Origin of the sequence: Arenimonas sp. SCN 70-307 (assembly GCF_001724815.1) — a bacterium.
GTDB lineage: Bacteria > Pseudomonadota > Gammaproteobacteria > Xanthomonadales > Xanthomonadaceae > Arenimonas.
The window spans coordinates 183,881-197,512 of sequence record NZ_MEDO01000014.1; the positions used below are offsets into that span (position 1 = coordinate 183,881).

At 71.4% G+C, this 13,632-nt stretch carries 7 protein-coding genes; 2 read left to right on the forward strand and 5 right to left on the reverse strand.

The window, feature by feature from the left end:
• Positions 1–5: 5 nt before the first annotated feature.
• The 5 genes from ABS41_RS07200 to pilG all read right to left on the reverse strand — a co-directional run bounded on the left by ABS41_RS07200 (position 6) and on the right by pilG (position 11,385).
• Positions 6–1,685: a chemotaxis protein CheB gene (locus ABS41_RS07200; RefSeq protein ID WP_290592369.1), complete on the reverse strand. Its 1,680-nt coding sequence runs from the start codon at positions 1,683–1,685 to the stop codon at positions 6–8.
• Positions 1,678–8,247 (reverse strand): Hpt domain-containing protein, encoded by a 6,570-nt coding sequence (locus ABS41_RS07205; RefSeq protein WP_290592371.1) that lies wholly within the window; start codon positions 8,245–8,247, stop codon positions 1,678–1,680. Before ABS41_RS07205 ends, ABS41_RS07200 begins: the two co-directional genes overlap by 8 nt.
• A 76-nt stretch (positions 8,248–8,323) precedes the next feature.
• Positions 8,324–10,369, reverse strand: a complete 2,046-nt coding sequence (locus ABS41_RS07210; protein WP_290592373.1) for a methyl-accepting chemotaxis protein — start codon at positions 10,367–10,369, stop codon at positions 8,324–8,326.
• 61 nt (positions 10,370–10,430) lie between these two features.
• Positions 10,431–10,988 carry a chemotaxis protein CheW gene (locus tag ABS41_RS07215; protein ID WP_290592375.1) on the reverse strand — a complete coding sequence of 186 codons (558 nt, stop codon included), beginning with the start codon at positions 10,986–10,988 and terminating at the stop codon, positions 10,431–10,433.
• 7 nt (positions 10,989–10,995) lie between these two features.
• A complete protein-coding gene (gene pilG / locus ABS41_RS07220; RefSeq protein ID WP_290592377.1) occupies positions 10,996–11,385 on the reverse strand; it encodes a twitching motility response regulator PilG in 390 nt (129 codons plus the stop codon).
• Positions 11,386–11,571: 186 nt separating this feature from the next.
• Between pilG and gshB the strand changes: the two genes are divergently transcribed.
• Positions 11,572–12,528, forward strand: a complete 957-nt coding sequence (gene gshB, locus ABS41_RS07225) for a glutathione synthase (protein WP_290592379.1) — start codon at positions 11,572–11,574, stop codon at positions 12,526–12,528.
• A complete protein-coding gene (locus ABS41_RS07230; protein WP_290592381.1) occupies positions 12,521–13,399 on the forward strand; it encodes an energy transducer TonB in 879 nt (292 codons plus the stop codon). The genes gshB and ABS41_RS07230 overlap by 8 nt, the downstream gene beginning before the upstream one ends.
• The last annotated feature ends 233 nt before the right edge of the window (positions 13,400–13,632 follow it).

The window sequence follows — 13,632 nt, forward strand, 5'->3', positions numbered from 1 at the left end:
TCAGATCAGTGCCACCGCTCGACCACGCGCGCGGCCAGGGCGGCGGGCGCGTCGGCGCCGGCTCCTTCCTGGACCACGGCCTGGGCGGCGGCGGAATCAAAACAGGCGGACGGGTCCTGGGCCATCACCAGGCCGCCGGCGGCATGGATGGCCAGCACCGCCGGCACCAGCGCCACGTCGGCGCCGCTGAGCACCAGCACGCCGCTTTCGGCCGCGGGCAGCGCAGCAATCACGCCCTGCAGGTCGCCGCCTTCGATGAACTGCAGGTTGCCCTCCACGCTGCTGGCGCCCACGCCGGGCGCAAGCACGGCCACGCGGCCCGGGTAGGCCAGCTTGCCGGGCGCGGCCAGGTCGATGGGCATCTGGCTGGCCTTGGCGAGCTGGTCCACCAGGCGGTCGTGCCGGCCGGTGTCGAGGTGCTGGTAGAGCAGCACCGGCAGCGGCAGGCTCGGCGGCAGCGCGGCCAGCAGCTGGCGCACCGCGTCGGGCCCGCCAAGGCCCGCCAGCACCAGCAGCGCGCCGGCGTTGATCTTCTGCGTCGGGGCCGCGTTGGCATCGGCCAGGCTCAGGCCACGCGAGAGCTGTTCGACGCGCGAGGGCGGCACGAAGGCCACTTCCACGGGCTGGTCGGGCGGCATACCGTCGATGGGCGCCAGCTCGAGGTTGCCGAAGCTGCTGCCGAAGGACGGCGCCGCCGCGGGCGCCGCGGCGGCCGGGGTGGCGGCGGGAGCCGCGGCCGGCTCGTCGAAGGCGATGGCGAAGTCCGGGTCGCGCGGGGCCTCGCGCTGGTCTTCCGCTTCGAAGGCCTCGAGCTGGGCGGCCAGCGCGGCCACGTCGTCGTCGAGCGACTCGACGGCGGCGGCTTCGTCGTCGCTGAAGCTGGAGAAGTTCACCGGCTCGTCGGTGAGCTGGAGGTCGGCCAGCAGGGGTTCTTCGCTGAACGTGGACTCGGGCTCGTCGGCCACGACCATGCGCGCCCCTTCCTCGGGCAGCGCGGAGAGGTCGATGTCGAGCTCCAGCTCGTCCGCCGGTTCCGCGGCGGCGGGCGGAGCCTCCTCCGGGGCGGCCTGGCCGGCGCCGAGCGCCTGCTCGAGGCTTTCGAAGTCGATGTCGAGTTCGATCACCGGCTCGTCGGTGGCCGGTGCGTCGGCGACGGCGGGCGCGGCATCGGGTTCATCGGACAGGCGCGGCTCGGTCGGCACCCACTCGGAGAGGTCGATGGACTCGGCGGCGTAGTCTTCCAGGCGCGCATCGGCCATTTCCTGGGCCGGCGTGGGCGGCGCGCCCGGTTCCATGGTCGAGAGGTCGAGCTCGGGCAGCAGGTCGGCGTCGCCGGGTGGCGGCGGCAGCAGGTCGGAGCCGACCAGCTTGGCGGCCAGGTGGCGCGCCCAGCGGGCCAGGTCCCAACCGTCGAGCTGGCGGGTGACCTCGGCGTCGTCGTACATCACTTCCACGCCGGGGCGGGCGAGCAGCTCGTCGAAACGATCGAGCGCGTCCTCGACGGCAGGCTCCAGGCTCACCAGCACCACGTTGGGCGACTGGCCGGCGACGTCGCCCGGGTCGAGCTCGGACGGATCGCCCTCGGCGACCAGCTGCGCGCCGAGTTCGGCCAGCGCGCGGCGAAGCTGCTCGCGGGCCTCGCCCGGGCGGGCCAGCAGGGCGACGCGGACCGCGGCCTCAGCCATTGACCGGCTCCACGCCCAGCATCTCGAACACGTTTCGCATGAGCTCGACCTCCTGGTAAGGCTTGCCGAGGTAGCGGTTCACGCCGATGTCGAAGGCGCGCTGGCGGTGCTTCTCGCCGGTGCGCGAGGTGATCATGATGATCGGCACGTCCTTCATGCGGGCGTCCGAGCGCATGTTCTGCGCCAGCTCGTAGCCGTCCATGCGCGGCATCTCGATGTCGAGCAGCATCAGGTCGGGGATGCGCTCGGCCATCTTCTCGATGGCGTCCACGCCGTCCTTCGCGGTCATGACCTCGAAGTTGTGGCGCTCGAGCACGCGGCCGGTGACCTTGCGCATCGTGATCGAGTCGTCCACCACCATCACCACCGGCACGCGGTGGGCGGCCGGCGCCGGCGCGGCGTTGGCCACGGCGGCGGCGTGGTCGACCGAAGCCTGGCGGCGCACCAGCGGCGCGACGTCGAGGATCACCACCACGCGGCCGTCGCCCATGATGGTGGCGCCGAAGATGCCCGGGATCGAGTTGACCTGCGGGCCCACCGGCTTGACCACGATTTCCTTGCTGCCCAGCACCTGGTCGATGCAGATGGCGGCGCGCAGGTCGCCCGAGCGGGCGAGCAGCAGCGGCATCTGCAGGCTGTCCTGGGCCTTGGCCGGCGCGTGGCCGATCAGGTTGCCCAGGTCGTGGATGGCGTAGGGCTCGCCGGCGTACATGAAGCTCGGGTTCTCGCCGGCCAGCTGCTTGTCGAGCTCGGCGCGGTCGATGCGGCCCACGCCCTGCACCGAGGCGATCGGCACGGCGAAGCTGGTCTCGCCGATCTTGACGAACACCGCCTGGGTGACCGCCAGGGTGAACGGCAGGCGGATGGTGAAGATGCTGCCCTTGCCCTGTTCGGACTCGATGCTCAGCGTGCCGCCGAGCTGGCGGATCTCGCTGTAGACCACGTCCATGCCGACGCCGCGGCCGGCCAGGCGGCTGACCGAGGCGGCCGTGGAGAAGCCGGTCTCGAGGATGAAGCCGTACAGCGCGGCGTCGGAGACCTCGGCCTCGGGCTTGAGCAGGCCGCGCTCGATGGCCTTCTTGCGGATGGCCTCCTTGTCCAGGCCGCGGCCGTCGTCGCTGACCTTGAGCACGACTTCCGAACCTTCGCGCAGCACCTGGATGCGGACGGTGCCCTCTTCCGGCTTCTTGGCCTTCTTGCGGTCGGCCGGGGTCTCGAGGCCGTGCGCGACGGCGTTGCGCAGCATGTGCTCGAGCGGCGCGGTCATGCGGTCGAGCACGTTGCGGTCCATTTCGCCGCTGGCGCCATCGACCTTGAGGTTGACCTGCTTGCCGGTTTCGCTGCCCGACTGGCGCAGCACGCGGCGCAGGCGCGGCACCAGCGCGTCGAAGGGCACCATGCGCGTGCGCATGAGGCCTTCCTGCAGGTCGGAGCTGACGCGCGACTGCTGCAGCAGCAGGGTTTCGTACTGGCGCACGAGGTCGTCGAGCGAACCCTGCAGCGAGGTCAGGTCGGCCGCGGATTCGGCGAGCGAACGCGAGAGCTGCTGCTGGGTGGTGAAGCGGTCGAGCTCCAGCGGATCGAAGGTCTCCTCGCTGGTGTCGCCCTCGCGCTGGTAGCGCGCGATGATCTGCGCCTCGGTCTCGATGTCGAGCTTGCGCAGCTGCTCGCGCAGGCGGGTGGTGGTGGCGCCGAGTTCGCCGAGGTTGCTGCGGAAGGCACCGAGCTGCTGCTCGAGGCGGGCGCGGTAGATGGCGACCTCGCCGGCGTAGTTCACCAGGCGGTCGAGCAGGTCGGCGCGGATGCGCACCTGCTCCTGCGGGGCGCGCACGCCGCCGCCTTCCTCCTCCTCGCCCAGGCCCTCGATCGGGGCCGAGAGCGGGGCCAGCCCGCCGGCACCGGCGCCACTGGCGGCCTGCAGGGCACGCACGAGCGCGGCCTCCTCGGCTTCGGCGGCCTTGCGGTCGAGCGCGGTCTGGCGCGGGGCCTCGGCCGCGGCGGCGGGCTTCGCTTCGGGCGCGGCGTCGGCCGGGGCGGCCTCGGCGGCCTCGAGCGGCTTGCCCTTGGCCAGCGCGTCGATCTGCGCGATGAGATTGGCCGGCAGCGCGATCGCCTTGCGCTCGCCGACGCGGGTGACCATCACGTGCAGGCGGTCGAAGGCGCGTTCGAGCACCGTGACGCCGGTCGGGTCGAGCTCGCGGCGGCCTTCGGCGACCACTTCGAGCAGCGACTCCATCGCATGGCCCAGCTCGCCGATGGCGAAGATGCCGGCCATGCGCGCGCCACCCTTGAGGGTGTGCAGGTCGCGCTGCAGCCCGACCACGAGCTCGCGGTCCTGGGTGTTGTCGCGCAGGCTGGCCAGCAGGCCGTCGGAGTGGTCGAGCAGGTCGCCGGATTCCTCGAGGAAGATGTCGAGCAGGTCTTCGTCGAGTTCGGCGACGTCGAGCGCGGCCTCCGGGTCCTCGGCGTCGACGGCCAGCGGCACTTCGATGCGCGCCGGCGCAGCGGCGGGCTCTTCCACGACCGGCACGACTGCTTCCGGCGCTTCGGCCACGGGCGCTTCGATGGCAGATTCTTCGGCGGCCGGTTCCTCGTCAGCGAAGTCTTCGGTGACGAAGTCAGCGGCGGCGATTTCCTCCGCAGCCATTTCTTCGGCCGGGATTTCTTCCGCGACGAGGTCCCCGGCAAGGATTTCGTCCGGCGCGAACTCGTCGACCGGCAGGGGCTCGGCCACCGGGGCGGCCGGCGCTTCCTCGCTGACTTCGGCTTCGCCCTCGCTGGCGCCCGGGGCCGTGGCGGCCTCGAGTTCCTCGAGCGACATGCCGTAGAAATCGTCGCCGGCCTGGACCGCGGCAAGCGCGGCGGCTTCGGCCTCGGCCGCAGCCTCGGCGGCGCGGGCTTCTTCGGCCAGGCGCGCTTCTTCGGCGGCGCGGACCTCTTCGGCCTGGCGCGCTTCCTCGGCGGCGCGGGCTTCCTCGGCCAGGCGCGCTTCCTCGGCGGCGCGGGCCTCTTCGGCCAGGCGCGCTTCTTCGGCGGCGCGGGCGTCTTCGGCCAGCCGCGCTTCCTCGGCGGCGCGGGCCTCCTCGGCCAGGCGCGCTTCTTCGGCGGCGCGGGCTTCTTCGGCCAGGCGCGCTTCCTCGGCGGCGCGGGCTTCTTCGGCCAGGCGCGCTTCTTCGGCGGCGCGGGCCTCTTCGGCCAGGCGCGCTTCCTCGGCCAGGCGGGCGGCTTCCGCCGCGGCGGCGGCTTCGGCTTCCGCGGCTTCGCGCGCGGCCTGCTCGGCGGCGGCCATCAGCGCCGCCTCGGCGGCGGCGATGTCGTCGGCGCCCAGGGCCACTTCGGGCTCGGCTTCGCTGATGGTGAACGCGGGCGCCTCGTCCTGCGCGGCCGGGGCCGCCAGGAAGGCATCGAGCGACACGCGCTCGACCTCCGGCTCGTCGGCCGGCACTTCCGCGGCGGGCACTTCCACAGCGGGCACTTCCGCGGCGGGCGCTTCGGCAGCCGGCTCCCCGAACACCGGCAGGCCCGACAGGTCGGGGGCCTCGAGCGTGACCGCGCTGGGCAGTTCGGCCGTGGTTTCCTCCGGCGCCATCGGCACCGAGGGCAGGCTGGCCTCGGGCAGCGCGTCGCGCAGTGCGATGACGCGGGCCGTCAGTTCCGGGAACGAGGGAAGCTGCGGCGAAGGCTGCTCGAGCAGGTTGATGACTTCGCGGATGGCGGCGCTGACGTCGGCCACGACCGCCACGCCGGTGGCGGACGGAACCTCATGGGCCGCGAGCGCGCGCTTGAGGTAGCCCTCCAGCGGCGACGTGACCGCGGTGAGCGTGGTCACCTCGGTCATGGCGAAGGCGCCGTTCATGGTGTGCACGCTGCGCAGCAGCGGGTCGGTGACCGGCTGCGGGCCGCGCGACAGGCAGGTCGCCAGCCAGGCATCCACCGTTTCGAGGTGGCCGGCCACTTCGGGCTTGAGGATCTCGAACAGCACCGGGTCGATGGCGAAACCGGAGGCGGCCGGCGCGGCCACGGGCTCGGCCTCGACCTGGACCGGCGCGGCGCCGCTCCATTCCGGGAAGTCCGAGCTCGCTGCCTGCGGCGCCACGGGCGCGGCGGCCACCGGCGCCAGCATCGGCTCGGCGGCGGGCGGGCTGTAGAAGGTTTCTTCGCCCGCGGCGACGCGGTCGGCCACGGCCTCGATGCCGGCCAGGTCGGCGTGCACCGACTCGCCCTGCAGGGCAGCGCGCAGCAGCGGCAGCGTGTTGAAGGCGTTCTCGATCAGCGAGACCACGGCCGGGGTGGCCGGGCGCGTGCCGTCGAGCACGCGGTTGAGCATGGACTCGACCTTCCAGCTGAATTCGCCCAGGGTCTTGGCGCCGACCAGGCGGCCGCTGCCCTTGAGCGTGTGGAACACGCGGCGGATCGGCCGCAGCTGCTCCATGTTGTCGGGCTGCTTGCGCCAGGTGGGCAGGAGCTGTTCGAGGTTGCCGATTTCTTCCTGGAATTCCTCGAGGAACACCTCGCGGATTTCTTCGTCGATCTCGTCGCTGGCGCCGTCGAAACCGGGGATGACCGGCAGGCCGGCGGCCACGGGCGCAGCCGGGGCCGGCGCGGCTTCCATGGGCGCGGGCGGCTGCTCGCGCTCGGCGGTGGCCTCGAAGGCGAAGGCGTCGAACGCGGTTTCGGCGGCAGGCTCCGGCTCCGGTTCCGGCGCCTGGAACACCGGGGCCGGCTCGACCTCCGGCTCCACGACGGGCTCGGGCGCGGCCTCGACGACCGGCGCGGGCGGCGCCACGGCGACGGGTGCGGCGGCCACCGGCACGGCGGCGGCCGGCGGACTGAGGTCCTCGGCCGGCAGCGGCCAGTAGCCGAGCGACTCGAGGTTCTGGCGGGCGATGGCGAGGATCTGGTCGCGCTTGGGCCGGCGGTCGCGCACGGCCTCGAGGAAGTACTCCAGACCGGCCAGCGCATCGGCCAGGCGGTCCATCTGCTGGCCGTTGGGCACGCGGCGGCGGCGCAGCAGCTCGTTCTCGGTGAAGCGGCGGACGGCGACCAGGTACTCGGGCGCCTCCTGGATCTCGAGGATGCGCAGCGCACCGCCGACTTCCTCGAGCAGGCGCGGCACGTCCGCCAGCTGGGCGTGGTCCCAGTGGGTTTCCACGAAGGCGACGAAACACTGGCGGGCCTGGGCGAAGTTGGCGATCGCCTCCTTCACCAGCACTTCCAGCACCGCGCGCGCCTCGCTGCCGGGCAGCTGGCGCGCAGGCGCGGCGCCGTCGGCGGCCGGGGCTTCTTCGGCCTCGGCTTCGCCCAGGCGGGCGACCTGGTCGTCGAGCGAGGCTTCCACGTAAAGCAGGGCGCCGGCGATGTCGAGCAGGGCCGACTCGTTGGCCGGACGCTCGCCGCTGGCGATGGCATGGATGGCGGTGCGCTGGTCCTGGACCACGCGGCGCGGCACGCCCAGGCCCAGCATGCCGAGCGTGTCGGCGACGCGGTCGAGCGCCTCGGCCTGCTCGCCCAGGTCGGCGGCGGGCGCCTCGGGCGAGCGCAGGTGCAGGTCGAGCGCGTCCTTGACGCGCAGCAGGTCTTCCTTGATGGCGCCGGCGACGGTGGACAGCAGCGCCTTGTTGCGGCCGCTGAGGCTGCCGCGGGCGTGCGCCAGCTCCGACTCGCTGGGCATGTACTGGCCGAGGCCGAAGACCTCGCGGATCTCGCCGATGCGGCCACCCTCGGTGGGCGCGTGGGCGACGAAATACAGCAGCTGGCGGGTCAGCTCCAGCGGCGGGGCGTTGCGGAAGGCGGCGTCGCCACCCTCGCCCAGGCGCTTGATCTCCTGCTCGACCTTGGCCAGCGCCTGCTTGAGCGGCTTGCTGGCCTCGAAGGCACCCTTGGCCAGCGCATCGAGCGTACCGGCGGCGACCCAGAACAGGCGGCGCGCGTGCTCGGCGTCGGTGATCGGCACCAGCTGCTCGCACACGTCGGTGAGGTCGCGGATGGTGTTGGCGCTGTTGTCGTCCTTGAGCCAGCGCAGCAGCGCCGACTGGAACAGGCCGCGCAGGGTATCGGCCCGGCGCCTGAGTTCCTCGGCGGCCAGCGGCGCGGCCGGGCCCGCGGCGGACGCGGGCAGCGGGCGCGAGAGGTCGGGCGAGAACAGCACCGCCTCGGACAGGCCCTTCTCGCCGCGCGTCTCGCGCAGCTCGTTGAGCAGCGGCAGCAGCACGATCGGGATGTCACGGTGGCCGGACTGCAGGCGCTCGAGGTAGTCGGGCAGCTGCACGATGCCGCGCATGAGCGCGCCGTAGCCGGTGTCGCGGTCGGGCACGCGGCCCTCGACCAGGGCCTTGGCCAGCTGCTCCATTTCCTCGGCCACCATGGCCGCGCCGTAGAGCTCGACCATGCGCAGGGTGCCCTGCACCTGGTGCAGCAGGTTGGCGCAGGACTTGAGCTGGCCCGGGTCCTCGCCTTCCTCGACGAAGGCTTCCAGGGCCTGGCGCGCCTGGCGCAGCGTCTCGTCGAGCTCGGGCTTGACCCAGGTGAGCGTGGTGAAATCGATGTTTTCGTGCAGCCTCATGCCGAGGTCCTGTCAAGGCGGCGGCGTCCGGGGGGACGCGCGCGCCGGTATGTGGCCAGGGGCGCGCCGGGTCGGATCAACCCGGCAGCTTGAAGTCGGCGACCGAGCGACGCAGGTCGGCCGCCAGCTGCGCCAGGTTTCCGATCGACTCGGCGGTCTGGTTCGCGCCCTGCGAGGTCTGGGTGGTGATCTCCTGAATCACGCTCATGGTGGCCGTGATGTTGGTCGCCGCGGTGGACTGCTGGCGGGCCGCCTGGGAGATGTTCTGGATGAGGTCGGCGAGGTCGTTGGACACCTTTTCGATCTCGCCCAGCGCGAGGCCCGCGTCCTCGGCGAGGCGGGCACCGGCCACCACTTCCGCGGTCGTCTGCTCCATCGAGCTCACCGCTTCGTTGGTGTCGGACTGAATGGTCTGCACCAGGGCCTCGATTCGCTTGGTCGCGTTCGAGGCGCGCTCGGCGAGTCGCTGCACTTCGTCGGCCACGACCGCGAAGCCGCGGCCCGCTTCACCGGCGGAGGCCGCCTGGATGGCCGCGTTGAGCGCGAGGATGTTCGTCTGTTCCGAAATGTCGTTAATCAGTTCCACGATCGAGCCGATTTCCTGGGAGCTTTCACCCAGTCGCTTGATTCGCTTCGAGGTCTCCTGGATCTGGTCACGGATGTTGTCCATGCCCTGGATCGTCTGGCGCACCACTTCGGCGCCCTTGGCGGCGATCTGCACGGAGCGCTGGGCCACGTCGGCCGATTCGGCCGAGTTCTTCGACACCTCGTCGATGGAGCTCGCGATTTCGTTGATCTGCGCCGAGGCGCTGGTGATCTGCTGCGCCTGGTGTTCCGCGGCTTCGGCCAGGTGCATGGCGGTGGCCTGCGTCTCCTGGGCCGAGGCGGCCACCTGCACGGCGGTCTCGTTGATGGTGCCCACCAGTCGGCGCAGCTCGTCGACGGTGAAGTTGATCGAGTCCGCGATCGCGCCCGTGATGTCCTCGGTGACGGTGGCCTTGACGGTCAGGTCGCCTTCGGCGAGCGCGCCCATTTCGTCGAGCAGTCGCAGAATCGCTTCCTGGTTGCGCTGGTTGAGTTCCTGCGTGGTCGCCGCGCGGCGGTTGACGTCGCGGAAGATGGTGGCCAGCAGGCCCAGCAGGCCGATGATGATGCCGATGGCGCTGCCGATGGCGAAGTAGTTGTTCGGGAAGAGGCGCTGGTAGTTGATGTTGTCGAAGCTGGTGAACAGCGCCTGCGCGTTCTCGAGCAGGACGTTGGACTCCTCGGAGATCTGGGTGGCGGCGGCCTGCACCTCGGCCAGGTCGGCCGACGCGCCCAGCACGATGTCCAGGTCGGCCTGGGCGTCGGCGTACAGCGCCTCGGCGGCGGCCAGGTTGTTCACGCCGGCGGTGCTGGTGATGCGCTGGATGCCGGCGTCGGCGTTGCCTTCGCGGAAGCCCTGCAGCACCGAGGCGAACACGGTGGCGTCGCGCGAGAGCGCGTCGGCCGCCGAGACGGTGTTTTCGCCGCCGGCGACGATTTCCGTCACGCGGCGCGACATGCGGTCGGCCAGCACGATCTGGCGGTTGGCGATGGAGATCTGCGAGGCCGGGGCGTTGGCGTCGGACAGCGAGCGCACCACCTCGTCGAGCTGGAAGGCCAGGCGCGGCACGCGGCCGATGAACTGGCCGGCCGTGTCGGCGAGGTTGAGCACCTGTTCCTCGGCGGCGGTGATGGTGTCGGCCGCCTGGGCCATCGGGGTCCAGGTCTGGGTCACCTTCTCGAGCGCGCTCGACACGCCCGGGGCGGTCGGGTCGCCCTCGTAGCCCGGCACGCCCTCGGTGGCGCTGCCGTCGCGCAGGGCGGCGACGATCTGGTCGATTCGCGACTTGGTGGCCTTGAACTCGGCGAAGGCGTCGGCGTTGCCGTCGACCGCCTCCTGCGAGTACTTCGCCAGCTGCTGGGAGAGCACCTGCAGGTCGGCCGTGAGGCCTTGTGCGTTGCTTTCCTGGTTGCTGAGGTAGCTGCTGTAGACGAAGTTCACGCCGAACACGATCAGCGAGACGATGAGGATAAAGGCCCAGAAGCGGATGCCGTAGCTCGTGAACTTGTCGGTGATCGAGCGCGAATTAGTGCTCATGACTGAACCTCATCCCCTGAAAAAAGAACTGCAAAGTCGGTGGTGTGCTTGTACTGCCACTTTATGCGGTGGCCTGGCGGAATTCGGGGGTGCGCGTCAGCAAAGACATGTTGAACACGCCCCAGGTCTGGTCGGCCAGGCGGTAGGCCTGTCCGACGAAATGGCCGTAGCGGCCGGACACGTCGCCGGGCGAGTCGGCCCGGTGGGTGTCGTTGAAGGTGCGCTGGCCGAACAGCTCGTCGATGATCACCGCGACGTTGCCGCCAGCCTGGCGCACCACCAGCACGCGCTGCCCCTCGTGCACCACGGTGCGCTCGCCCTCGAGGAACATCTTGAGGTCGACCACCGGCAGCAGGCTGCCGCGCACGTTGGCCACGCCCAGCATCCACGGCTGCGAGCCGGGCACCGGGGTGACCGCCGGCAGCGCCAGGATCTCGACCACTTCGTCGAAGGACGACACCAGGCGGCGCTGGCCAAGGCGGAAACCGACGCCGCGCCAGTGGCCCGGCGCCTCGATCATTTCCGGGCGGCCCGCCTCGTGCGAGAGCGAGCGCTGCTCGTAGTCGAGCAGCACCTCGAAGGGCGTGGCGCGCTTGGAGCTGGCGGACGACTTGGACATGCCGCCCTCAGCCCGCCGGCACGTACTTGCGGATGGCCGAGAGCAGCTCATCGCGCGTGAAGGGCTTGGTCAGGTACTGCTCGGAGCCGACGATGCGGCCGCGCGCCTTGTCGAACAGGCCGTCCTTGGAGGAAAGCATGATGACCGGCGTCTGCTTGAACATCTGGTTGTTCTTGATCAGCGCGCAGGTCTGGTAGCCGTCCAGGCGCGGCATCATGATGTCGACGAAGACGATCTGGGGCTGGTGGTCGGCGATCTTGGCCAGGGCCTCGAAACCGTCCGTGGCGGTCACGACCTCGCAGCCCTCCTTCTTGAGCAGGGTCTCGGCGGTGCGCCGGATGGTCTTGGAATCGTCGATGACCATGACCCGCAAGCCGGCCAGGCTGTTGTCGTCCATCTCACTCCCCATAACGATGCTGTCCCTGGCAATACGGGCCTCCGGGAAGCCCGCAGAATGACAGCTTATATCCCAGCCGGCGCCAAATGTGTCAAGCGCAGCACGGTTTTGCCGTGACCTGGTCCACGCTTTGCGCCAGCCCCTGCTAGGCTAGGCGTCCCCCTGTTTTCAGAGTCGAAGGCGCCGATGTCCCTGGACGTGGCCGTGGTGATGGACCCGATCGGCAAGATCAAGATCGGCAAGGATTCCACCTTCGCGATGCTGCTCGAGGCCCGCCGCCGTGGGCACCGGCTGCACTACGTGCTGCCCGGCGGCCTGTGGCTCGACGGCCCGCGGGCGATGGCCCGGCTGGCGCCGCTGGAGGTCCGGGACGACCCCTCGGGCTGGTTCACGCTGGGCGAGCCTGCCCCGCGGCCGCTGGCCTCGGTGGACGTGGTGCTGATGCGCACCGACCCGCCGGTGGATGCCAATTACCTGCACGACACCCACATCCTCTCGGTGGCCCAGGCCGAGGGTGTGCTGGTGGTGAACGACCCGGCCGGCCTGCGCGACCTCAACGAGAAGCTCGGCGCCCTGCTCTTCCCGCAGTGCTGCCCGCCCACCCGCGTCGCGCGCGACCCGGCCCTGCTGCGCGATTTCGTGGCCGAGCACGACCAGGTGGTGCTCAAGCCCCTGGACGGCATGGGCGGCCGCTCCATCTTCCGGGCCTCGGCCGCGGACCCCAACCTGAACGTGATCCTGGAAACCCTGACCCAGGGCGGCCGGGACCTGGCCCTGGCCCAGCGCTACCTCCCGGAAATCAAGGACGGCGACAAGCGCATCCTGCTGGTGGACGGCGAGCCGGTGCCCTACTGCCTGGCCCGCATCCCCCAGGGCAGCGAGTTCCGCGGCAACCTGGCCGCCGGCGGCCGCGGCGAGGGCCGCCCGCTGACCGACCGCGACCGCTGGATCGCCGCCCAGGTGGGCCCGGAGCTGCGGCGCCGGGGCATGGTCTTCGTGGGCCTGGACGTCATCGGCGACTACCTGACCGAGGTCAACGTCACCAGCCCCACCTGCATCCGCGAGCTCGACGCCCAGTTCGGCCTGAACATCGCCGGCCAGCTGTTCGACGCCATCGAGGCCCGCCGGGCCGGCCATGGCTGAGGCCACCGCCCGGCCCGCCCCGAGCCCGGGCAGCGGCGACCGCTTCGGGGCCACCCTGGCCCTGTCGGCCATCCTGTTCGGGGTGCTGATCCTGGGCGTGGGTTTCGCCCTGGACACGGCGGCGCCGGTGGCGCCGACCCTGGACATCATCCTTACCGAGACCCGCAGCGACACCCCGCCCGAGGACGCCGACTTCATCGCCCAGGCCAACAACCAGGGCGGCGGCGAGAGCGAGCGCGCCGAGCGTCCGCGCGAGGAGCAGCTGGCGCCGGTGCCCAAGCCCGAGCCCGGCATCTCCCCGGAACCGCTGGTGGCCCAGGCCCCGCCGCCCGAGCCCGAGCCGGTGCCCCGCCTGCTGGCGACCACGGCGCCCTCGCCCGACCGGCTGCCGGTGCCCGAGGACCAGCGCGACACCGAGGCCGAGCCCCTGCCCTCGGGCCAGGAACTGATCGAGCAGAGCCTGGAGATGGCCCGCCTGGCCGCCGAGATCGAGCGCCGGCAGGAGCTGCTGGCCAAGCGCCCCAAGCGCAAGTTCGTCTCGGCCAGCACCCGCGAGTACGAATACGCCGCCTACCTGCGGGCCTGGGTGGCCAAGGTCGAGCGCGTAGGCAACCTCAACTACCCCGACGAGGCGCGCCGGCGCGGGCTGTCGGGCCGGCTGGTGATGACGGTGGCGGTGCGCCGCGACGGCACCATCGAGGACGTGCTCATCAACCGCTCCAGCGGCCTGGGCGTGCTCGACCAGGCCGCCCTGCGCATCGTGCGCCTGGCCGAACCCTACCCGCCCCTGCCCGAGACCAAGGAGCAGGTCGACGTGCTGCACATCACCCGCACCTGGCAGTTCCAGAACGGCTCCGTCCTCTCCGACTGACCCCGTCCCCTGTAGGAGGGCCTTCAGGCCCGACTGGCCTGTTTGTGCCGGGACCGGTCCCGGCACCGGGCCGCCGCACGAGCAGTCCCCAGTCCGGACACGGCGCAAGTACGTCCATGTAGCCTCGTCGTCGACATCCGTGTCTCCGACGGTCCGGCCTGGGGACTGCTCATGCGACGACCCGCGCGTGGAATCAGGGCAGGGATGGCAATCCTGGAATCGATCCTCCGGCC

What these genes read in the sequence shown, in the direction of transcription:
- ABS41_RS07230 (WP_290592381.1), top strand. Translation starts at nt 12,521, where the DNA reads ATGGCTGAGGCCACCGCCCGGCCCGCCCCGAGCCCGGGCAGCGGCGAC.
- pilG (WP_290592377.1), bottom strand. Translation starts at nt 11,385, where the DNA reads ATGGACGACAACAGCCTGGCCGGCTTGCGGGTCATGGTCATCGACGAT.
- ABS41_RS07215 (WP_290592375.1), bottom strand. Translation starts at nt 10,988, where the DNA reads ATGTCCAAGTCGTCCGCCAGCTCCAAGCGCGCCACGCCCTTCGAGGTG.
- ABS41_RS07210 (WP_290592373.1), bottom strand. Translation starts at nt 10,369, where the DNA reads ATGAGCACTAATTCGCGCTCGATCACCGACAAGTTCACGAGCTACGGC.
- ABS41_RS07205 (WP_290592371.1), bottom strand. Translation starts at nt 8,247, where the DNA reads ATGAGGCTGCACGAAAACATCGATTTCACCACGCTCACCTGGGTCAAG.
- gshB (WP_290592379.1), top strand. Translation starts at nt 11,572, where the DNA reads ATGTCCCTGGACGTGGCCGTGGTGATGGACCCGATCGGCAAGATCAAG.
- ABS41_RS07200 (WP_290592369.1), bottom strand. Translation starts at nt 1,685, where the DNA reads ATGGCTGAGGCCGCGGTCCGCGTCGCCCTGCTGGCCCGCCCGGGCGAG.